At 65.9% G+C, this 18,491-nt stretch carries 24 protein-coding genes and 2 tRNA genes; 11 read left to right on the forward strand and 15 right to left on the reverse strand.

The genetic code is table 11. From position 1 onward, the window contains the following. Positions 1–36: 36 nt before the first annotated feature. Both KY499_RS00700 and KY499_RS00705 read left to right on the forward strand, forming a co-directional pair. On the forward strand, positions 37–246 hold the full coding sequence (locus KY499_RS00700; RefSeq protein WP_123255647.1) for a hypothetical protein: 210 nt from the start codon (positions 37–39) through the stop codon (positions 244–246). Positions 247–349: 103 nt separating this feature from the next. After that, positions 350–1,168: an HNH endonuclease family protein gene (locus KY499_RS00705; RefSeq protein WP_123255648.1), complete on the forward strand. Its 819-nt coding sequence runs from the start codon at positions 350–352 to the stop codon at positions 1,166–1,168. A 32-nt stretch (positions 1,169–1,200) separates the two neighbouring features. On the opposite strand, the gene KY499_RS00710 is transcribed toward KY499_RS00705, so the two are convergent. Then, the gene (locus KY499_RS00710) at positions 1,201–2,169 is read right to left on the reverse strand and encodes a 1-phosphofructokinase family hexose kinase (RefSeq protein WP_123255649.1); all 969 of its coding nucleotides are present in this window, start codon (positions 2,167–2,169) and stop codon (positions 1,201–1,203) included. Positions 2,170–2,236: 67 nt separating this feature from the next. On the opposite strand from KY499_RS00710, the gene KY499_RS00715 reads away from it, so the two are divergent. Continuing rightward, a complete protein-coding gene (locus KY499_RS00715) occupies positions 2,237–2,743 on the forward strand; it encodes a hypothetical protein (RefSeq protein ID WP_123255650.1) in 507 nt (168 codons plus the stop codon). A gap of 21 nt (positions 2,744–2,764) precedes the next feature. Here the strand turns inward: KY499_RS00715 and def are convergent, their stop codons facing one another. The 4 genes from def to orn all read right to left on the reverse strand — a co-directional run bounded on the left by def (position 2,765) and on the right by orn (position 5,500). After that, entirely contained in the window at positions 2,765–3,337 is a 573-nt protein-coding gene (gene def / locus KY499_RS00720; RefSeq protein WP_123255651.1) for a peptide deformylase, read from the reverse strand. A 32-nt stretch (positions 3,338–3,369) separates the two neighbouring features. Beyond that, positions 3,370–4,524, reverse strand: a complete 1,155-nt coding sequence (locus tag KY499_RS00725) for an acyl-CoA dehydrogenase family protein (protein ID WP_183164536.1) — start codon at positions 4,522–4,524, stop codon at positions 3,370–3,372. Between the two features lie 129 nt (positions 4,525–4,653). Continuing rightward, a tRNA-His gene (locus KY499_RS00730) sits at positions 4,654–4,726 on the reverse strand. 162 nt (positions 4,727–4,888) lie between these two features. Next, positions 4,889–5,500 (reverse strand): oligoribonuclease, encoded by a 612-nt coding sequence (gene orn, locus KY499_RS00735; RefSeq protein ID WP_258191041.1) that lies wholly within the window; start codon positions 5,498–5,500, stop codon positions 4,889–4,891. A gap of 200 nt (positions 5,501–5,700) precedes the next feature. On the opposite strand from orn, the gene mptB reads away from it, so the two are divergent. Then, positions 5,701–7,269: a polyprenol phosphomannose-dependent alpha 1,6 mannosyltransferase MptB gene (gene mptB / locus KY499_RS00740; protein ID WP_183164537.1), complete on the forward strand. Its 1,569-nt coding sequence runs from the start codon at positions 5,701–5,703 to the stop codon at positions 7,267–7,269. Positions 7,270–7,276: 7 nt separating this feature from the next. Here the strand turns inward: mptB and KY499_RS00745 are convergent, their stop codons facing one another. The 5 genes from KY499_RS00745 to KY499_RS00765 form a co-directional block, all read right to left on the reverse strand. After that, positions 7,277–7,900 carry a hypothetical protein gene (locus KY499_RS00745; RefSeq protein WP_123255653.1) on the reverse strand — a complete coding sequence of 208 codons (624 nt, stop codon included), beginning with the start codon at positions 7,898–7,900 and terminating at the stop codon, positions 7,277–7,279. A 72-nt stretch (positions 7,901–7,972) separates the two neighbouring features. After that, positions 7,973–8,545, reverse strand: coding sequence for a DUF6286 domain-containing protein (locus KY499_RS00750; RefSeq protein ID WP_148045209.1), 573 nt, complete (start codon positions 8,543–8,545; stop codon positions 7,973–7,975). A gap of 10 nt (positions 8,546–8,555) precedes the next feature. Then, entirely contained in the window at positions 8,556–8,993 is a 438-nt protein-coding gene (locus KY499_RS00755) for an Asp23/Gls24 family envelope stress response protein (protein WP_123255655.1), read from the reverse strand. Beyond that, positions 8,990–9,169, reverse strand: a complete 180-nt coding sequence (locus KY499_RS00760; RefSeq protein WP_123255656.1) for a hypothetical protein — start codon at positions 9,167–9,169, stop codon at positions 8,990–8,992. The genes KY499_RS00755 and KY499_RS00760 overlap by 4 nt, the downstream gene beginning before the upstream one ends. 65 nt (positions 9,170–9,234) lie before the next feature. Continuing rightward, positions 9,235–9,642 (reverse strand): Asp23/Gls24 family envelope stress response protein, encoded by a 408-nt coding sequence (locus KY499_RS00765; protein ID WP_123255720.1) that lies wholly within the window; start codon positions 9,640–9,642, stop codon positions 9,235–9,237. A 275-nt stretch (positions 9,643–9,917) separates the two neighbouring features. Between KY499_RS00765 and KY499_RS00770 the strand changes: the two genes are divergently transcribed. Genes KY499_RS00770 through KY499_RS00780 form a run of 3 tightly spaced genes read left to right on the forward strand, consistent with a single transcriptional unit; the run spans position 9,918 to position 11,516 of the window. Beyond that, positions 9,918–10,514 (forward strand): RNA polymerase sigma factor, encoded by a 597-nt coding sequence (locus KY499_RS00770; protein ID WP_219886034.1) that lies wholly within the window; start codon positions 9,918–9,920, stop codon positions 10,512–10,514. Then, a complete protein-coding gene (locus KY499_RS00775; protein WP_148045210.1) occupies positions 10,505–11,092 on the forward strand; it encodes a hypothetical protein in 588 nt (195 codons plus the stop codon). The genes KY499_RS00770 and KY499_RS00775 overlap by 10 nt, the downstream gene beginning before the upstream one ends. Continuing rightward, positions 11,085–11,516, forward strand: a complete 432-nt coding sequence (locus tag KY499_RS00780) for an Asp23/Gls24 family envelope stress response protein (protein ID WP_123255659.1) — start codon at positions 11,085–11,087, stop codon at positions 11,514–11,516. Before KY499_RS00775 ends, KY499_RS00780 begins: the two co-directional genes overlap by 8 nt. A gap of 38 nt (positions 11,517–11,554) precedes the next feature. Here KY499_RS00780 and KY499_RS00785 read toward each other — a convergent pair whose 3' ends face one another. Next, positions 11,555–11,890 (reverse strand): DNA alkylation repair protein, encoded by a 336-nt coding sequence (locus KY499_RS00785; protein ID WP_258190876.1) that lies wholly within the window; start codon positions 11,888–11,890, stop codon positions 11,555–11,557. A gap of 130 nt (positions 11,891–12,020) precedes the next feature. Between KY499_RS00785 and map the strand changes: the two genes are divergently transcribed. Then, a complete protein-coding gene (map, locus tag KY499_RS00790; RefSeq protein ID WP_123255661.1) occupies positions 12,021–12,788 on the forward strand; it encodes a type I methionyl aminopeptidase in 768 nt (255 codons plus the stop codon). A 186-nt stretch (positions 12,789–12,974) separates the two neighbouring features. On the opposite strand, the gene KY499_RS00795 is transcribed toward map, so the two are convergent. After that, positions 12,975–13,047: transfer RNA gene (locus KY499_RS00795), tRNA-Arg, on the reverse strand. Between the two features lie 262 nt (positions 13,048–13,309). On the opposite strand from KY499_RS00795, the gene KY499_RS00800 reads away from it, so the two are divergent. Beyond that, positions 13,310–13,891 carry a single-stranded DNA-binding protein gene (locus KY499_RS00800; RefSeq protein ID WP_219886035.1) on the forward strand — a complete coding sequence of 194 codons (582 nt, stop codon included), beginning with the start codon at positions 13,310–13,312 and terminating at the stop codon, positions 13,889–13,891. A gap of 101 nt (positions 13,892–13,992) precedes the next feature. Beyond that, on the forward strand, positions 13,993–15,675 hold the full coding sequence (gene ettA, locus KY499_RS00805; RefSeq protein WP_123255663.1) for an energy-dependent translational throttle protein EttA: 1,683 nt from the start codon (positions 13,993–13,995) through the stop codon (positions 15,673–15,675). A gap of 48 nt (positions 15,676–15,723) precedes the next feature. On the opposite strand, the gene KY499_RS00810 is transcribed toward ettA, so the two are convergent. Next, complete coding sequence (locus KY499_RS00810; protein ID WP_123255664.1) at positions 15,724–16,626, reverse strand: acyl-CoA thioesterase II; 903 nt, start codon at positions 16,624–16,626, stop codon at positions 15,724–15,726. A gap of 63 nt (positions 16,627–16,689) precedes the next feature. Here KY499_RS00810 and KY499_RS00815 point away from each other — a divergent pair, with 63 nt between their 5' ends. Next, on the forward strand, positions 16,690–17,349 hold the full coding sequence (locus tag KY499_RS00815) for a hypothetical protein (RefSeq protein WP_123255665.1): 660 nt from the start codon (positions 16,690–16,692) through the stop codon (positions 17,347–17,349). A 10-nt stretch (positions 17,350–17,359) separates the two neighbouring features. Here the strand turns inward: KY499_RS00815 and KY499_RS00820 are convergent, their stop codons facing one another. Both KY499_RS00820 and KY499_RS00825 read right to left on the reverse strand, forming a co-directional pair. After that, complete coding sequence (locus KY499_RS00820; RefSeq protein ID WP_123255666.1) at positions 17,360–17,815, reverse strand: globin; 456 nt, start codon at positions 17,813–17,815, stop codon at positions 17,360–17,362. 2 nt (positions 17,816–17,817) lie between these two features. Next, positions 17,818–18,486 carry a mechanosensitive ion channel family protein gene (locus KY499_RS00825; RefSeq protein WP_123255667.1) on the reverse strand — a complete coding sequence of 223 codons (669 nt, stop codon included), beginning with the start codon at positions 18,484–18,486 and terminating at the stop codon, positions 17,818–17,820. Between the last annotated feature and the right edge of the window lie 5 nt (positions 18,487–18,491).

Genomic DNA, 18,491 nt, shown 5'->3' on the forward strand with positions numbered 1-18,491 from the left:
CTGGCAACGGCCGGGAAAGCGAACCACAATGGTGCCATGGAACAGAACTCGGCAGTGGAGCACGACACCACCCTGGAACACGCACTGGACATCGCCCGGAAAAACGTCAAGGAGGCCCAGCGCCTGCTCGACGACGCGCTCGCCAAACGGAGGACCGGAGACGTCGATGACGACCGCGTCAACCAACTGAAGACGCTACTGGACGTCGCGGCGGAAGATCTCCGGCGTGTGACCCGGGAACAGTAGCGCCACCACCCGTCCTCCACACTGTGGAGAACGGCGGCGCTCCGGGCGGCCTGCTCTAGGCTCGGAGCATGCTGGACCAACGCCGCACGGTTACGGGTGCACGATGACCACCAGGTGGCAGGAGTACCGGCGTGCCCGGCGCCGGACCCGTCAGGCGTGGCTGCTGCTGGCAACTGCGGGTCTTGTCCTGCTTGCGGGCCTCGTCTGGTTCTTTTTCGCCGGCCAGTTCGCCGTCTCCGAACCCGCTGACACCGGCCCGCGGACGGCCCCCGTGCTGGCCCCAGGCTGGATGAAACCTGTTCCGGCTGTCCGGGCTGTACCCCCGGGCACCGCGGCGTCGGCCCTGGATACGCTGACGGTCAAGGGCCGTGCACCCAGGGACAACTACGACCGCGGCGCCTTCGGCGAGGCCTGGCTGGACGTTGACGCCAACGGCTGCGACACGCGCAACGATATCCTCCGGCGCGACCTGACGGATCCCCTATTCAGCGCCGGATCCCGCTGTGAGGTTGCCGCCGGAGCCTTCCAGGAGCCTTACACGGGCCGTGTCATCGTCTTCCGTAGGGGCGCCGCGAGCAGCAAAGCCGTCCAGATCGACCATGTCGTCGCGCTCGGCGACGCCTGGCAGAAAGGCGCCCAGCAGTTGACGGCCCGACAGCGCCAGCACCTGGCCAACGACCCGCTGAACCTGATCGCCGCCGACGGGCCGGCCAATCAGGACAAGGGAGCTGCCGACGCTGCCACCTGGCTCCCGCCGAACAAGGCCTTCCGCTGCCACTACGTGGCCCGGCAGATCTCGGTCAAAGTGGCGTACCGCCTGTGGATCACCCAAGCCGAGAAAGCAGCGATGCAGCGCGTCCTCGGCTCCTGCCCTGGCCAACAGACGATCCTGCCGGCGGGGATTCCGCCCGCGACCGGATGAGGCGCCAGTACGGCCCAGCAGACTGCACGGTCCTAGGCCTCCAACGGGCGGGCCGCGAGTGCGGCTTCCAACCGTTCGACGTCGTCCCGGTGGCACAAATCAGTGGCCGGAGTCATCACCGCGGCGCTGCCGGCGGCGACCGCCGCCTGGAAAGCCTGTGCCAGGCCACGCCCCTGTGCCAGTCGGAGGACGAAGGCGGCCAGGAAACTGTCGCCGGCCCCGACGGTGCTGCGCACCGGTACTTTCGGTACGGCGAGGCGGAGAATTCCGTCCGCGGAGGCGAGGACGGCGCCCTGGCCGCCGAGCGTCAGGGCAACATGTTCCGCAGACCCGCCGGCGACCAGCGAAAGGGCTGCCTGCACCTGGCTTTCGGCGCTCTCCAGCGTCGTTCCGAAATGCAGCCCCAGCTCACGGCGGCTGGGTTTGATCAGGAACACCCCTTCGGCGAGGGCTTCCGCGAGCGGCGGCCCCGAGGTATCCACGACGCAGCGGGCACCAAGTTTCCTGGCCAGGCGGGCCACCCGGGCATAGAAGTCCTCCGGCACTCCCGGAGGCAGGCTGCCGCTGGCTACCAGATAGCCACCGGCCGGCATGGACTCCGACACCCGGTCCAGGCAGGCCCGCCACTCGTTTTCGGTGAGTTCAGGGCCCTCGAGGACGAACCGGAACTGCTCTCCCGTGGCTGTTTCGTCGATGGTGAAGTCCTCACGGGTGCTCCCGCCAATCGGGACCGCAACCGCGGGAACCCGTTCGGCTTCGATGAGGCGGCGGTAGGCCTCGCCCGCGGGACCTCCCGCGGTGTAGACCGCCAACGGCCGCCCGCCGAGCCGCTGAACTACACGGGCCACATTGACCCCGCCGCCGCCGGGGTCAACCCGGCTGGTGGCGCAGCGGAGCTTGTGTCCGCTGAACACCCGCTCCGTCGATGTGCTGATATCCAAGGCCGGGTTCATGGTGAGCGTGACGATGGGCTGTGCCGGGGTCGGTCTCGAAGCATCCATGGGGCAAGCATAGGAGTGCCGGGTCGTGATGGCACGGGCCGGCCGGGCGACTCGGTAGGCTGGGGGAATGTCGAATGAATTTGTTCTGAGCCTGGCCGGGATCGCCGTCCTGCTGTTCCTCGTCCGGCTCCTGGTGCCGGCCGTCCCGCCCGCCTGGCTGGCGCGGCGCATCACGACGGGGGAGCTGGCGCTGACCGTCGTCGGACTGGTGGGCCTGATCCTCCACTGCGGGGCGATGTTCTTCGAGTCCGTCGTGGCCGCGATTCCCGGCACGGGACCCGCGATCGGCCAGATCAACGGCATGGGAACGGCGAGCATGGTCTGGTTCGCGGTTCCGTCGGTGCTGCTGCTTGTGGGCCTGCGGCGGCAGCTGCCCGTTGCCCTGGCGGTGCTCGCGTTCGCCCTGCTGGCCGTGGGCATCACCATGTTCAACGGCGCGGCTCTGGCCACGCATCTGGTCACGATTTACGCCGCCGCCGTTGTGATAGCCGGCATTATGTTCGTGCTGGTCCTGCCGCCGTGGTCCGGCCGCGGCTCAGCCCGCGGAGGGACCGCGGCCACGCCGGCGTCCTGAGCCACCCCGCCACGCGGCGGGTCAGTGGCCGAACGGGTCCGGGTCCACGCCGGGCATCCAGGTCAGGCCGGGCACACCCCAGCCGCTCTTCTTGGCCAGTTTCGTGGCCTTGCGGGCGTAGCGGTCGATCAGCCGGTTGACGTACAGCTTGCCGTCGAGATGGTCGTATTCGTGCTGGATCACCCTGGCGAACCAGTCCGTCGCCTCGAAGTCCACCGGGTTCCCGTCACCGTCGAAGCCCTGTACCCGTGCCCATTCAGCGCGCTTGAGCGGAAACTGACCGCCCGGGAAGGACAGGCACCCCTCTTCTTCCTCGTCCGGGTCCGGAAGCGCGCCGGAAATCTTGGAGAGCGTCAGGACCGGATTGATGATGACGCCGGAGGGCGGAGCGCCATCGTCGTTCTCGAATTTGTACACGAAGAGCCGCCTGCCCACCCCCACCTGGGGTGCGGCGAGGCCGACGCCGTTGGCCTTGTCGTTCGTTTCGAACATGTCGGCGATCAGGGTGCGGAGGTCGTCGTCAAAGACTTCAACTTCCGCGGCCCTGCGGTGCAAAACGGGCTCGCCCCAGATCGTGATGGGTAGAACGGTCATATCAGGTGATTCCTCTGGTGCTCGTGGCCGGATCAGCCGGCGATACTGCGGCCGACGACGTCGCGCATGATTTCGTTTGTGCCGCCAAAGATAGTCAGGAGCCGGGCGGCCAGGTAAGCCTGCGCGACGGGGTACTCCAGGATGTAGCCGTAGCCGCCGTGCAGCTGGAGACAGCGGTCCGTGACGGACTTTGCCCGCTCCGAGGCCCACAGCTTCGCGCGGGCGGCCGAGGCGGCGTCGAGTTCGCCGGCGTTGAAAGCGAGCACGGCCTGGTCCACGTAGGCTTCGGTGACTTCGACCTCGGTGAGGATATCGGCGAGTTCGAAACGGCTGTTCTGGAAGTCGATGATCCGTTCGCCGAAGGCATTGCGTTCCTTCGTGTAGCGGACGGTCGCCTCGTACATCGCGCGGACGACGGCGGCGCCGGCCACCGCGATTGCCAGCCGGCCCTGGGGGAGCTGCTCGGCCGCGTACTGCAGTCCTTTGCCTTCTTCGCCCACGAGGTCAGCGTGCGCGACCCGGACGTTGTCAAAGAACAGTTCGGCGGTGTCGGAGGCCTTGAGGCCCATCTTGTCCAGCTGCTTGCCGGTGCTGTAGCCCTCGCCCTTGCCGACCATAAAGAGGGAGAAGGAACCGCGTCCTCCGCGCCCGGTGCTGGCGTCGGTCCGGGCCAGGACGAGGGACGCGTCCCCGGAGATGCCGTTGCCGATGAAGGTCTTCTGGCCGCTGATCAGCCAGTCGTCGCCGTCTCGGACAGCCTTGGTGCGGATGCCGCGCAGGTCCGAGCCCGCCCCGGGCTCGGTCCAGGCGACGGACGTGACCTTTTCACCGGACACCATGCCCGGCAGCCAGCGACTCTTAAGATCCTCGGAACCGTAGGCCAAAAGGTGGGGGAGGACCATGTCGTCATGCAGGTGGAAGGCGAGGCCCACGGCAAGGTGGTTGCTCTTGGCAAACTCTTCGTCCAGCACGGCACGGAAGCGGTAGTCATCCATACCCAGACCGCCGAATTCCTCCGGAACCGCGAGGCCCAGCAGGCCCTGCTCCCCGGCGGCGGTCCACAGCTCCCGGGACATCATGTGGTCCTTGTCCCACTGCGCGTAATGCGGGGCGACCGCTCGCGCATTGAACTCGGTGGCAATCTCACGGAACATCTCGTGGTCTTCTTCAAAGAGCGTGCGCTTCACTGCGGGTCCTTCCAATGACAGATCCGGGATGGCTGCAGGCAGCGGCCACAACGACAGACAACAAAGGCCGCACCGGATATCCGGTGCGGCCTTTGAAAAGGTCGGACAAACACTGCCGTCCTTCATGAGGGTGAGCGACGGGGGTTGAACCCGCGACCTCCTGGACCACAACCAGGCGCTCTGCCAACTGAGCTACGCCCACCATGTGCCTTTTTGGACCTTCCGGCGAACCGGCTGTCTGGAAAGGCAACGACAAATAGCTTACCTGCTCTTTGAGGGTGCTTTCGCCACTTTTGCCCGATTTGGCAAAATTTTCGTCAAACGTGGTGCAGATTACATCTCCGGCGACGGCTTCCCGGCCGGGCTATTCTGCTCCTGCTCCTGCTCCTGCTGCTGCTGCGTCGGCCGGTTCGCCGCCGGCCATGACCTTCTTCGCGATCAGCTGCGCGGTCTTGCTGTCCGGGCCCGGGGCGGGGACAAAAACGGCTTCCCGGTAGTACCGGAGCTCGTCGATGGAATCCTTAATGTCGCCGAGCGCGCGGTGTCCGCCTAGCTTCGCGGGGGACTGGAAATAGGCCCGGGCGAACCAGCGCCGGGAAAGTTCTTTGATGGTGCTCACATCGACGACCCGGTAGTGCAGGTGTTCGACGACCTCGGGCATGTCACGCACCAGGAAGACCCGGTCCGTCCCGACTGAGTTGCCGCCCAGTGGGGCCTTACGCGGCTCCGGCACCCACTTCTTGATGTAGTCCAGGATGATGGACTGCGCCTCGGCCATGGTCTTGCCGTGGGGAAGTTCCGCGAGCAGCCCGGACCGGGTGTGCATGTCCCGGACAAAGTCGTTCATCTGCGCCAGCGCGGCGTCGTCGGGTTTAATAACGACGTCGACGCCGTCACCGAGAATGTTCAGCTCCGAATCCGTCACCAGGGCAGCCACCTCGATCAACGCGTCGTTGACGGTATCAAGGCCGGTCATTTCGCAGTCGATCCAGACGATGCGTTCATTAGATATAGGCACCCGCCCAGCGTAACGGTTTCGACGGCCCGGATCGGTCCGGTGCTAGGATTTCGGGTACCCGGGTGTCGGTTTCTTTCGTCGGCCCGGCGCGCCCAGGGGCCCATTCCGCGGCCGGATGCGGGCGAAGACGTGTCCCCAACAGATTGGACGATCCTGAGATGACGGCGCGTGTACCGGCGGTGCGGACAACGGCTTCTGCCGCAGCGTCCCGGACCGCACCGACGGCAGCCGTTGCCGAAGTCGATAACGCCCGGTCCCCGCTCATTGCCGGCTTTATCGGTTCGATGTTTATGGCGGTCGGCTCACTCGGCGTCGGCTGGCTGGCTCCGGTCTCCGAACTCCGCAGGGTGCCCTTGTTTATCTGGATGCGCACCGAAGCGGTCGGCGTCGCCTTGTCGATTATCCTGTTGGCCGTCGGCGGTATGCTCCTGGTGCGGGCGTGGCTGAGGCTGGGCCAACGCGTCCGTGTCTGGGGCGCGCAGGCGCATAAGGCCACGCTCCAGGCCATGGTTGCCTGGGGACTGCCCATGATGTTCTCCGTGCCGCTGTTCAGCCGGGACGTCTACGCGTACATCGGCCAGGGCCGGCTGATGGTGGAAGGCTTCAACCCCTACGAAAACGGCATTTCGGCCTTGTCCAACTACTTCCAGCTGGGCGCTGACAAGATGTGGACCGAGGCTCCCGTCCCGTATGGTCAGTTGTTCCTGTGGATCGAGCAGTTCGTGGTCTGGGCCACCCAGGTCCACCCCGAGGCCAGCATCATGCTGTTTCGGCTCGCCGCACTGATCGGGATCGTCCTCTGCGTCGTCTACGTGCCCAAGCTCGCCGAACTCCACGGCGTTAACCCGCACCGGGCACTGTGGTTGACCGCTGCCAACCCGCTGTTCCTCACCAACTTCATCGCGAGCGTCCATAACGATGCACTGATGATCGGCCTGGCGCTGGCCGGTCTCTACTACTGCGCCACCCGCCGGGTCATTCTCGGCCTTGTGCTGGTGACGCTGTCCATCGCCGTCAAGCCCATCACCATCGTTTTCCTGCCCTTCATCGGGTTGCTGTGGGCCGGCAAGAACGCCGGATGGCCGCGGAAGATCCTGTTCTGGGGACTTACGGCCGGATTCAGCCTGGCTCTGCTGTACGCCATGAGCCTGGTCAACGGCTTCGGCTTCGGCTGGATTAACGGACTGTCCGCGCCGGGTAGCATCTGGATCTGGTACGCGCCGGTCGGTCTTCTTGGCCTGATCGTCGCCTCGATCTTTAATGCCTTCGGCCTCGACGGCTGGGGACTGGCCAAATGGGTGTACGACGCCGGCAAGCTGCTTGCCGTTGGGGTCATTGCCTGGCAGATCTTCCGTGGCGACCACGACCGGCTGATACGCCGGCTGACCCTGGCATTCGCCGCCGTCGTGCTGCTGGCGCCGATGATCCAGTCCTGGTACATCGTCTGGCTGATTCCGCTGTTTGCGGTCACCGGCATCCGGGATGACTGGCAGGTCAAAGCACTCTACTTCGTGGTGTCCTTCTTTATGGTTTACGCCATCTCGGACCAGCTGGAGGTCTTCCCCTACCTGCAGACTGCGGACCTCGGACTAGCCCTTGCGCTGGCCCGGAACGCTGCTGCGATTATTGCGCTGCTCTTCGGGCTGTACCTGATCTTCCTGGATCCACGGACGAAGCTGTTGTTTGCTAAGTCGGACGAACCCGTGACGACGCGGCCGGTTATCTGACGGGGTTTCACCGCAGGACAATGCCCGACGCCGTCACCGGCGATCCGCCGCTTTGAGGGCGGGCGCTGACGTCGACCTGCAATCTCCACCGCAGGCGCGGCGTTTCGAGAGCCGTGGACAGTTCGGCGAGGGCGGACGTCCGGATCTGGCTAATCAGGTCCTGGATGTCGGTTCGGTCAGTGACGGTGAGGCGCGTCGTTACATCCGGGGCGTCGGCGGTACCGCGCAGCACGGAATTAGAGGACACAACCCCGGGGAGCGTCGAAACGCTGGCGTCCAGGGCCCCGGCCAGGACTGAAGCGTCACAGAGGGTAAACCCGGCCGCATCGCCGTCGTGCAGACGATACGGTGTGGCACGGCCCTTCCTCGGAAGCTGGGCGAGGATCCACAACAGACCCAGCAACGCGGCCAAAATTCCCACGATCCCAAGGATCACCGCCGTCTCAGGGCGGTTGGCCACTGCCCACAGGTCTCCGCTTATAACGCGGGAACCGGCGTCCGGCAAGGCCATGCCGCTCAGGCCGGCCAGCAGTCCGCCAGCCTGCAGCAGAACGATGATGCCGGCGATCAGCAACAACAAGCCCAAGACAATCAGCCAGATCCGGTTCAACGTCCCCGCGTGCTGTCCCATGTGGCGGCCCTTGTCTCGTGGTTGGTTCTGGTGGTTGGTTAGAAGATGGCAGGCTATCGAGTGGCGGAGGGGTCAGCTCCGCGACCGGACGGTGGCGGTGACCTTTGGCAGCGGCTCCAGACCCGCCACGGCCAACTGCTCGCGGACCTCGCCCACGACCCTGGCCCGAAGCTGCGAAGTTTTGTGCAGGGGAGTCTCAACGATCAGATGGATCCTCGTAGCGGTGGCGGTAGCTGTGACCGATCCGACGCCATCAATCGCGGCGCAGCGGGCGGACGCCAGCCGGGCCGCTCCCCGCCGGGTCATCACGATCTCGCGTTCGCCCGGTTGTTCCGGAGCGTCAGGGTCACCGCCCGGCGCGTTCAGGGGAAGTGCATTGAATGCGCCCGGTACTACGGCCGCCAGTGTCAGGATCAGTCCCAGCAGACACGCCGCAGCGCCTGCTCCCCACATCTCCGGGCCGTTCCAGGTCAACGCCGTCAGCCAGTCCCGCGAATCCTGCAGGAAGCGTGGCCACGCCTCGCTGAGCAGCCTTGTTGTGCTGATCCACACCAGGAAAACTCCGGCCGCCAGCAAGAGTAACCCGACCCCAATGGCCGGGCCGGCGCGCCCGGGTCGATGCCGGAGTCGCTGCACGTCGCTCATGACCCACCGCTCATAGCAACACCCGGCGGGCCGGAGCGTCCCTGCCGCTCTTGAGCCACAAGATGCGGATGTCCACCTGCCTGACTTGCACCCCCGTGAGTTCCGTAACCCGCGACATGATTCGTTGGCGGAGACGTCCTGCCGCCTGACGCAGGGGGACCGGATACGGCATCGCCACCTCGATCGTCAGGGCGGCAACATTGCCCGTGAGTTCCACGGACGTCTTCGGACGGGCCGACATGTCCGCGCGTGCACCAATGCCCATAAAACCCCCGGATGCGCCCCCGGACGACGATTCCTCCCGGGCGACTTCGCCAGCGATCTTCTCGATCACCTTCACCGCCAGTTCAGTCCGTCCGCGGGACCCGTCGCCTGCACCGTAGCCCGCGCCGTCGGCGGGGCGAAAACTGGGAGGCTCCGGCGGCAGGGCATGGGCGCCGGCATTCATCGGCTCGAAGCCTTGCCAAACAAGGCGTTCAGATCCAGTTTGCCGTCCGCGACCCTGCCGACAATAAGCCCGACCAAACCGAACAGCACAACAATCAAGAGCGCGAGCCACCCGCCGAACGCCAGGACAATGCCAAGCACCAGACCGACGGTCAAACACCAACGTGTAGTGGACATCAGATTTCCTTCCTTCCCGTTCTCCGCCCCGGTCAATACCCGCCGGGTTCAGGCAGTCACGCAGGCTACTGGAGACGATCGGGCTTGGGTTCGTCCGGCGCGCTCTCATCACCGGGCAGATGGACGTCGGTGACGTGGATGTTGACCTCAAGAACTTCAAGGCCCGTGGCGTGTTCCACGGATTGGATGACATTACGTCGGATGTTGTTGCTGATCTCCACGATGGAGATGCCGTACTCCACCACGATTGAGACATCGATCGCGGTTTGGCGTTCGCCCTTCTCCACGCTGACGCCGCCGCTGACATTCGTCTGCGAGCCGGGAATCCGCTCCGCCAGGGCGCTGAAGGCACGCCGTCCGGCACTGCCCATGGCAAACACGCCGGGCACTTCGCGTGTTGCCATCCCGGCCAGTTTCTGCACCACACCTTCTTCGATCGTGGTGTCGCCACGGTCTGTGTGTAAGGCGTCCATTTTCTTCGCCGGCGCCGGGGTGTCTGCCTGCCCTGACGATGCGGCGACCACGCCGCCGGATGATCCGGACGGGGACTGTTGCTCTGCCATGGGAACTCTCTCCTCAAGGGACGATCCAGTGTGTGTACACCGATTAAGACGTGGCCCGGACGGAATCGTCACGCCGATTCGAAGAAAAGTTTTGGCCCCGGGCAACTTCCGCCCGTGGTCCGTCCGTGCCATATTTGGCAGAGGCATACAGCCGGGCGCAGGGCCCGGGCAGGACGGGTGGCCTAGTGGATGGGCAACGACGTTTTTCCGAGGAAGCGACCGATCTGGACGAAGGCTCGCTCGTTGCCCTCGCCCAGGACGGAGATCCGGCCGCGTTCGAAGGCCTTGTCATCGAGTATCAAGGTAAGCTTTTCCGCCTCGCCTACCGGATGCTTAATGACAGGGGAGCGGCCGAAGACGCGGTCCAGGAGGTCCTGACCGCGAGTTGGCGTGGCTTGCCAACGCTGCACAATGCCGATGCCTTTGGCGGGTGGCTCTACCGAATGGCCACGAACCACTGCCTGGATGTTTTGCGGCGGCGCGCCCGGCATCCGGAACCGTGCGTCGACACTGCGCAGTGGGAATGCGCGAGCGGCAGTGGCTTGTCCGGGGCGGTCGACGACCCGCCCGCGGTTGCCGAGGCTGCAGCAGAGATGCGCGCTCTCACTGCCCTGCTGCTGAGTCTTTCCGCGGAACTGCGGGTGTGCTGGTTGCTCTACGAAATTCATGGCCGAAGCTACGCGGAGATCGCCGCCGGGCTGGGAATCAGCCAGGGTGCAGTTCGTGGTCGGCTCGCCCGCGCCCGGCACCAATTAGCGGAGGGGCTGGAGCAATGGCGGTAGAACGTGACGTCCCGCGGCTGGGTTGCGGAGAACCAATCGACACGATTTGGGCGGGCATTGGACGCCCGCCGACCGCGCACCAGGCGCAGTGCCCCCAGTGCAGTGCCGCACGGGAGAGCCTGCTGCGGCTGCGCCACGCAACGGAAGCAATGCGTGACGCGGACGTTCGAAACCCGGGGTTGGAGCCGCGGCTTGACGTCACTGCCGCTGTGATGGACGTTGCCCGGTCGGAGGTCCGCCGGGGCCGGACAATTCGCCTCCGTGACACGCTTGCGGGCGCTATCAGCATCAGCGAGCAGGCCATTTGTGGGGTGGTCCGTGACGCGGTCCGGGAAGTTCCCGGGGTGCGGGCGCGGCGATGCCATATCGAAGTGGCCGCCGAGTCCGTCAGCGCCGGCCCGAACGGCGCCCGTACCGCCTGGCTGGACGTGAATCTGCGCGTCGTTGCAGCTGCAGGCACGTTAACGCCGGCCCGCATCAACAGCCTGCGCCACACCTTGGCGGAAACCCTGCTCGCCCACTTCGGCGTCACCGACGGCGCCATCAACATCACTGTGGAGGACCTCTACGATGAATGAAAAACCTGTTCGTGGCCAACTGATCGACGGCGGAGTGATCGCGGACCTTGCCATCCAGGCAGTCCTCGACACCCCCGGTGTGCTCCGGCTCGAACCCACGCTGCGGAACCTGCTGACCGGACTCGGACCCCGGCTGGGACGGAACCTGCCGGGCGTCGCCGGGCGGATTAAGACCTCACGGCACAACGGAGTCTGGGCCACCATCCGGGACGGGCGGGCGGACGTCCAGGTCGACATCGCAACGGACATCACGTTCACGGCGCTCGCCGTGGCTGAGGACCTCCAGCAGTTGATCCGGAAAAAGATCAGTCTGACCGGGCTGGAGGCCGGCCGGATTGATGTAACTATTCTCGCCGTTGAAGCCGCAAATTCCGGCCGCCGCTCCGGGTCCGGACGAGGGCACGTACCGTCGAAATCCCGCTAAGAACTGATCTTCCGGAGAGCTTCCAGGCGCGGTCGGTACTACAACGCCGCAGCACCGGGGGTCATGTCCTCCCGATAGGCCTTCATCAGATCGCAGAGGCGGTGCGCGACGCCGTCCACGAGGTCCCACCAGGCGCCGCTGCGAATTATCTCCTCGTAGAGCGGCAGCATGCCCGGCTCGCCGGCGGCCAGCCTAAGCCCGGTGAGGTCGCTGGCCGCGTACCGTTCCTCCCGCCAGCCGGCTCCGCGCCAGAGTTCCAGGATGGGTGCCTGCAGTTCTTCCAAGGACCCGGGCTGCAGCTCTCTGAAGGCGGCCGTGACGATCCGGCGAACCTCGGGCACCCGGACTCCCAGCGAGGGCATCTCCGACTTCATATACGCCTGCGCGCAGCCGGCCCGGCCTGGATCAGCAGCGGCCGCCGGCCGGGCCGGCTCACGGCGGTCAACTCCGAAGGGGCCATGGGGACACTTTAGCCAGACGCCCGGTGGCCCTAGAGTTGAAACCATGTCGATGATCAAGAGCCCCGCCGAGATTGCCCTGATGCGCGAAGCCGGCCGCGTGGTGGCCACTACCCTGGAACGCGTCCGTGCAGCGGCCGCCGTCGGCGTCTCCCTCAAGGAACTTGACCAACTCGCCGCAGCATCGATTGCCGACGCCGGGGCTACGCCGGCGTTCCTGAACTACAAGCCGCGCTGGTCTTCCGCGCCGTTCCCTGGAGTCATCTGCGCCAGCGTCAACGATGCCGTCGTGCATGGAATCCCCAACGACTACCGGCTCCAGGACGGAGACCTGCTGAGCGTCGATTGCGGTGCCTTCCTGGACGGCTGGTGCGGCGACGCCGCGGTCAGCTTCATCGTCGGCACGGTGGACCCGCTCGACCAGGCGCTGATCGATGCCACGGACGCTGCCCTGGCCCGGGGAATCGAAGCGGCCCGGATCGGAAACAAAATGGGGGATCTCGGCTACGCGATCGGAGGAGCCGCCCGCCGGGCCGGCTATGGCCTGCTTGCAGACCACGGCGGCCACGGGATCGGCAAGACCATGCACGCCGAGCCGCACGTCCCCAATGAGGGGCGGCCGGGCCGCGGCATCAAGCTCACTGAAGGACTGGTGATCGCCATCGAGCCAATGCTCATCGTCGGCGGCAAGGACGACTACTTCCACGACGACGACGAATGGACCCTCCGCTCGGCCAACGGGCGCCGCGCGGCCCACAGCGAGCACACGGTCGCCATCACGGCGGACGGCCCGGTAGTCCTGACCCTGCCCTGAGGCCTGCCCCGGCGCAGCCCTGACCCTGCCCTGAGGCCTGCCCCGGCGCAGCCCCGGGGCCGGTCTCTTGGCAGGGTCTCCGGTGCGGAGTCCCGGCGGTCCCCTCGTGGCTCCGTCCGCACTATTCCTGTGGCACAACAAAGCGGCCCTGACGATGCGTTTTGCACGTCAGGGCCGCTTTCTTTGTGCCCCAGGAGGGAATCGAACCCCCGACCGGCGGATTAGAAGGCCGCTGCTCTATCCCCTGAGCTACTGGGGCACGGTGGCGCGCTGCCCGGCCGCTGCCGGGCACGCCTAGAAAAGTTTAGCGTGCCTGGCGGCCGCTGATGCTCAACGTCGCGGCACCGGCTGGTCGCGAGCCGTACCGTCCCACGCCGGTTCCCCCGGGGGCCACGCCACGGATCCAGACCTCAGGTTATCCACATGGCGCTCCTGGGCACTGCCATCCGGGGGACTCCGGCGGGAGGCTGGTTCTACCTGCTAAGGCACGGAAAAATCGAGATTCGAGACAGGACAAGAGCATGAGTGACAACATTACGGTCCGGGGCTTTGTCGCCACGGACATCAGAAGTTCGACAACCCCCGGTGGTGTGGGCACAGCCTCCTTCCGGATGGGAGCCACCGAGCGGCGGTTTGACCGCACCTCCAACACGTGGGTCGACGGCACCACGAACTGGTTCACCGTCCAGGGCTACCGGCAGCTCGCGGGAAATATGGGCTGCAGCATCAAGAAGGGGCAGCGGGTCATCGTCGTTGGCAGGCTGCAGATGCGGAGCTGGGAAAAGGACGGGAGGATTTACCATGTCGCGGAAATCGACGCCGAGTCTGTCGGCCACGACCTCATGTGGGGTTCGGCGAACTTCACGCGTTCGGCCAGCGCCGGGTCCCATACGGCTGAGCTGCCGGCCGGTGCGCAGCATGGCGACGAGGCCGGCCGGGTGGGCGGAGGGGGGCTTCCACCGGAGGGACGGGACGACGATGGCGACGGCGGTGGGGGAGGTGACGGTGACGATGCGGCGTCCGGGGAGGGGTTTCCGGATGATGATGGCGGGGTTGGGGACGTTGATCGGGAGACCGGAGAGCTCAAAGACGCGGCCGCCTGAATCCGTGCTTCGCCGGGCGGCTGCCCTGAGGCGGGCGCCCGGTGGCGTAGCGCAGGCCCAAGAATGTGAGTTATGCCCGCCGAGCCACTAGATTTGTAGGCATGGCGGAATTTATCTACACAATGACCAAGGCCCGTAAGGCCGTTGGCGAAAAACTTATCCTCGACGACGTGAGCATGTCCTTCTTCCCGGGCGCCAAGATCGGCGTCGTGGGGCCGAATGGTGCCGGTAAGTCCACCATTCTGAAGATCATGGCGGGACTGGACACTCCCTCAAACGGGGAGGCCCGGCTCAGCCCCGGATACACGGTCGGCATCCTGCTGCAGGAACCTCCGCTGAACGAAGAGAAGACCGTTCTGGGCAATGTCCAGGAAGGCGTTGGTGAGATCTACGGAAAGATCCAGCGTTTCAACGAGATCTCCGAGGAGATGGCCAGTCCTGACGCGGACTATGACGCCCTCCTGGAGGAAATGGGACACCTGCAGGAAGCGATCGACGCCGCTGACGCCTGGGACCTCGACTCCCAGCTCGAACAGGCCATGGACGCCCTGCGCTGCCCGCCCGCCGACTCCGATGTCACGCTGCTCTCCGGTGGTGAGCGCCGGCGTGTCGCCCTGTGCAAGCTCCTGCTTCAGAAGCCGGACCTGCTTCTTCTCGACGAGCCCACCAACCACCTAGACGCCGAGAGCGTGCTGTGGCTCGAACAGCACCTCTCCAACTACGCCGGTGCCGTCCTTGCCGTCACCCACGACCGGTACTTCCTCGACCACGTGGCCGAGTGGATCGCCGAAGTGGACCGCGGCCACCTGTACCCGTACGAGGGCAACTACTCCACGTATCTCGAAAAGAAGCGCGCCCGCCTTGAAGTCCAGGGCAAGAAGGACGCCAAGCAGGCCAAGCGCCTGACCGAGGAACTCGAATGGGTCCGCTCCAACGCCAAGGGACGCCAGACCAAGTCCAAGGCACGTCTGGCCCGCTACGAGGAAATGGCAGCCGAGGCTGACCGGACCCGCAAGCTCGATTTCGAAGAGATCCAGATCCCGCCGGGTCCCCGCCTCGGCGGCCTCGTCCTGGAAGCGAAGAACCTGCAGAAGGGCTTCGACGACCGCACCCTGATCGACGGACTCTCCTTCTCGCTGCCGCGCAACGGCATCGTGGGCGTCATCGGGCCGAACGGCGTCGGCAAGTCGACCCTGTTCAAGACCATTATCGGGCTGGAGCCGCTCGATGGCGGCGAACTCAAGATCGGCGATTCGGTCAAGATTTCCTACGCCGACCAGAGCCGCGGCGGCATCGACCCGAACAAGACCCTGTGGGAGGTCGTGTCGGACGGGCTCGACTACATCCAGGTCGGGCATGTTGAAATGCCGTCCCGCGCCTATGTGGCAGCGTTCGGTTTCAAGGGTCCGGACCAGCAGAAGAAGGCGGGGGTGCTCTCCGGTGGTGAGCGGAACCGCCTCAACCTGGCCCTGACCCTCAAACAGGGCGGCAACCTGCTGCTTCTTGACGAACCGACCAACGACCTCGACGTTGAGACCCTCAGCAGCCTCGAGAATGCCCTGCTCGAATTCCCGGGTTGCGCCGTTGTGGTCTCGCACGACCGCTGGTTCCTGGACCGCGTGGCTACGCACATCCTCGCCTATGAAGGCGACGAGGAGAACCCCTCGAAGTGGTACTGGTTCGAGGGCAACTTCGAGTCCTACGAGGAGAACAAGATTGAGCGTCTGGGCGCCGATGCGGCCAAGCCGCACCGGGTCACGCACCGGCGCCTCACCCGCGACTAGAAGCAAAAAGGCCGGCTCCCCCCTCGGGGAGCCGGCCTTTTTCGTGTCCTACGGCACCCGGACCATGCCCTCCTGCGCGACGGTGGCCACATGCCGGCCGTCCCGGCTGAAGATCTTGCCCGTCGCCAGGCCACGGGCGCCCTGGGCGCTGGGGGATTCCTGGACGTAGAGCAGCCATTCGTCGACCCGGACCGGCCGGTGCCACCACATGGCGTGGTCCAGGCTCGCCACGGACATGCCGGGGGTGATCCAGCTCAGGCCGTGCTGGCGGAGAATCGACTCAAGGATCGTATAGTCGCTGGCATAGGCCAGGGCTGCGCGGTGCATGCCCGGGTCGTCGGGCATCGGGCCGAGGGTCTTCATCCAGACGGCGTTCCGGGCCTCTTTGGGACCGTTGGCCGACACATACAGGGCCGGGTCAACGTGCCGGATGTCGAAGGGCCGTTCGAAGGACCAGTGCCGTGCCACGGGGTGGTCGAACTTGCCCAACAGGTCCGCGGTGCTGGGCAGGGACTCGGGATCGGGGATGCCGGCGGGCATCGCTGACTGGTGCTCGACGCCGTCGTCAGCGTTCTGGAAGGACGCGATCATCGAAAGGATGGGCATGCCCTCCTGATAGGCATGGACCCGCCGCGCCGAAAACGAGCGTCCGTCGCGCAACCGCTGGACGCCAAAGGTGATCGGCTTGTTCGCGTCCCCGGGCCGCAGGAAATAGCCGTGCATGGAGTGCACGCTCCGCGCCGGATCCACTGTGCGGCTCCCGGCCACGAGCGACTGGGCCAGCACTTGGCCGCCAAAGACGCGCTGGTGGGGCTGCTGCTGGGACGGACCCATAAAGATATCCTCGTCCGTCCGGGCGCCCTCCAGTTCGCCCAGGTTCAGGAGGTGAATCAGGGAGGAGGTGGGATCCACGGCGGATGGCGCCTGCAATCCGGCTTCAGCTTCAGTCATGGTTCGACTCTAGACGGCCATCCGGCACCGCTCCAAGGAAGCGCAGCCGGTAGAGTCGATAGTGTGTCTGACGTCCTAACCCGCACCCTGCAGTTCACCGATCCCCGCGACCTCGCCGATCTGCGCACCTTCGCGACCCGGGCCAAAACCATTGACGACGGTGCCATCCGGCTCCAGGCGTCCGGTCCGGTCCTCGCCGCCTATGTCTGCGTCCTGCGGCCCCGGCTGCTCGGGGAATCCACGCCCACCATTCTGGGGCTCCGCACGATGGCGCTTGCGAAGCCCGCCGACGCGGATGTGACCGTGGCATTGTCCGCGGTGCTGGACCGGCTGGCGCGTGCAGGGGAGCACGACATCGAACTTGCCCTGCCGCCTGTAGCGGTCAATGAATCGTGGGCCGGCATCGGCGCACCGCGGTCCGGCTGGGAACTGCTGGGCGAGCTGCCGGACGCCGCCATGCGGCAGGCTGCGGAGGCAGGCATTTCCGAGGTGGCCGCCATCATGCCGGACAAGCCCGGCGCGCTGATCGTCAACAATGCCCGCGCCACAGTCTGGGGACGCGAACTTCCCGGCACCGGTGGCCTGCCGGCCGGCGCCGCGTTCGCCGCGCTGACCCTGGGCTTTCTGGCCGACGGCGAGCAGAAGCTCTACCGGGCCGGGCGCTGGTATCGCCTCAGCGGACCCCGCGGGCACGTCCTCGCCCGGACCGGCTCGGGCCTTTAGTCGCGGCCTTTCAGCCGTCCGACGGGCTGTTCACCATCGACAGGGCAGCCCGCTCCATGTAGTCCCACAGCGTTCCTTCGTGCAGCGGCGGGAGCTCCAGGGCATCCACTGCGGCACGCATGTGGTGCAGCCAGCGGTCCTTGGCCTCGGGGGTGACCCGGAACGGCTGGTGCCGCATCCGAAGCCGCGGGTGTCCGCGTTCCTGGCCATAGGTCGTTGGTCCGCCCCAGTACTGTTCCAGGAACATCAGGAAGCGCCGTTTGGCCGGGCCAAGGTCTTCCTCCGGATACATCGGCCGCAACAGGGCGTCGGCTGCGACTCCGTCATAAAAAACGTCGATCAGCTTCACGAACGTCTCGTGGCCGCCAACGGCTTCGTAAAAGTTGTCCGTGTACGCGGGCTGGCTAAAAGGATCGTTCTGCATCAGTTGCCTGGGCCGGGCGGGCTCGCCGAGGGGGATTGTCATGGTTACTGTTCTCCGGATTTCTGCTGGGGGTCCGCCCCTGCCTCGGGGCTGTCTGCCGTGTCCGCGGCGGGCGGGAGGTAGCGGCCCTGGGAGCGGTTGCCGACGCGCAGGATCTCGCCGTTGCGCAGGTACCAGATGGTGCCGTTCTCCGCCCGCACCCGGGTGATCCTGAGTCCTACCGACTCCACTACGCCCACGACTTCGGAGGTTTCGATCACGTCGCCGATCCCGAACTGGTCTTCGATGGTGATAAAGATCCCGGACAGGAAGTCGCGGATGAGTTGCTGGGCGCCGAAACCGATGGCGACGCCGAGGATTCCGACGCTGGTGAGCAACGGTGCGATGTTCACGTTCAGGTTGTTGAAGACATAAATGATGGTGATCATCACGATCACGACGCCGGTCACGCTGCTGAGCAGTGAGCCGATGGTGTTGGCCCGCTGGACCCGGCGCTCGTGGTCCAGGACCCGCAGCGCAGGCTGCACCCAGCGGAAATGGGGTTTCTTGAAGAACGTCGACCCGGCAGCGACGCGCTTGGTGATCCGGGCGATCGCGAACGACGCGACGAGCCAGACCGAGACGCCCACTGCAACGCTGATGATCAGGCCAGAGACATTGATGGCCGAAATTTCCTGGGTTGTGAGGAGGTATGGCGGGGACATGCGGTACATCGGCG

It is taken from the genome of Arthrobacter sp. PAMC25284 (genome assembly GCF_019443425.1).
Taxonomy (GTDB): Bacteria; Actinomycetota; Actinomycetes; order Actinomycetales; family Micrococcaceae; genus Arthrobacter; species Arthrobacter oryzae_A.

What these genes read in the sequence shown, in the direction of transcription:
- KY499_RS00700 (WP_123255647.1), top strand. Translation starts at nt 37, where the DNA reads ATGGAACAGAACTCGGCAGTGGAGCACGACACCACCCTGGAACACGCA.
- KY499_RS00705 (WP_123255648.1), top strand. Translation starts at nt 350, where the DNA reads ATGACCACCAGGTGGCAGGAGTACCGGCGTGCCCGGCGCCGGACCCGT.
- KY499_RS00710 (WP_123255649.1), bottom strand. Translation starts at nt 2,169, where the DNA reads ATGGATGCTTCGAGACCGACCCCGGCACAGCCCATCGTCACGCTCACC.
- KY499_RS00715 (WP_123255650.1), top strand. Translation starts at nt 2,237, where the DNA reads ATGTCGAATGAATTTGTTCTGAGCCTGGCCGGGATCGCCGTCCTGCTG.
- def (WP_123255651.1), bottom strand. Translation starts at nt 3,337, where the DNA reads ATGACCGTTCTACCCATCACGATCTGGGGCGAGCCCGTTTTGCACCGC.
- orn (WP_258191041.1), bottom strand. Translation starts at nt 5,500, where the DNA reads ATGACCGGCCTTGATACCGTCAACGACGCGTTGATCGAGGTGGCTGCC.
- mptB (WP_183164537.1), top strand. Translation starts at nt 5,701, where the DNA reads ATGACGGCGCGTGTACCGGCGGTGCGGACAACGGCTTCTGCCGCAGCG.
- KY499_RS00745 (WP_123255653.1), bottom strand. Translation starts at nt 7,900, where the DNA reads ATGGGACAGCACGCGGGGACGTTGAACCGGATCTGGCTGATTGTCTTG.
- KY499_RS00750 (WP_148045209.1), bottom strand. Translation starts at nt 8,545, where the DNA reads ATGAGCGACGTGCAGCGACTCCGGCATCGACCCGGGCGCGCCGGCCCG.
- KY499_RS00755 (WP_123255655.1), bottom strand. Translation starts at nt 8,993, where the DNA reads ATGAATGCCGGCGCCCATGCCCTGCCGCCGGAGCCTCCCAGTTTTCGC.
- KY499_RS00760 (WP_123255656.1), bottom strand. Translation starts at nt 9,169, where the DNA reads ATGTCCACTACACGTTGGTGTTTGACCGTCGGTCTGGTGCTTGGCATT.
- KY499_RS00765 (WP_123255720.1), bottom strand. Translation starts at nt 9,642, where the DNA reads ATGGACGCCTTACACACAGACCGTGGCGACACCACGATCGAAGAAGGT.
- KY499_RS00775 (WP_148045210.1), top strand. Translation starts at nt 10,505, where the DNA reads ATGGCGGTAGAACGTGACGTCCCGCGGCTGGGTTGCGGAGAACCAATC.
- KY499_RS00780 (WP_123255659.1), top strand. Translation starts at nt 11,085, where the DNA reads ATGAATGAAAAACCTGTTCGTGGCCAACTGATCGACGGCGGAGTGATC.
- KY499_RS00785 (WP_258190876.1), bottom strand. Translation starts at nt 11,890, where the DNA reads ATGAAGTCGGAGATGCCCTCGCTGGGAGTCCGGGTGCCCGAGGTTCGC.
- map (WP_123255661.1), top strand. Translation starts at nt 12,021, where the DNA reads ATGTCGATGATCAAGAGCCCCGCCGAGATTGCCCTGATGCGCGAAGCC.
- KY499_RS00800 (WP_219886035.1), top strand. Translation starts at nt 13,310, where the DNA reads ATGAGTGACAACATTACGGTCCGGGGCTTTGTCGCCACGGACATCAGA.
- ettA (WP_123255663.1), top strand. Translation starts at nt 13,993, where the DNA reads ATGGCGGAATTTATCTACACAATGACCAAGGCCCGTAAGGCCGTTGGC.
- KY499_RS00810 (WP_123255664.1), bottom strand. Translation starts at nt 16,626, where the DNA reads ATGACTGAAGCTGAAGCCGGATTGCAGGCGCCATCCGCCGTGGATCCC.
- KY499_RS00820 (WP_123255666.1), bottom strand. Translation starts at nt 17,815, where the DNA reads ATGACAATCCCCCTCGGCGAGCCCGCCCGGCCCAGGCAACTGATGCAG.
- KY499_RS00825 (WP_123255667.1), bottom strand. Translation starts at nt 18,486, where the DNA reads ATGTACCGCATGTCCCCGCCATACCTCCTCACAACCCAGGAAATTTCG.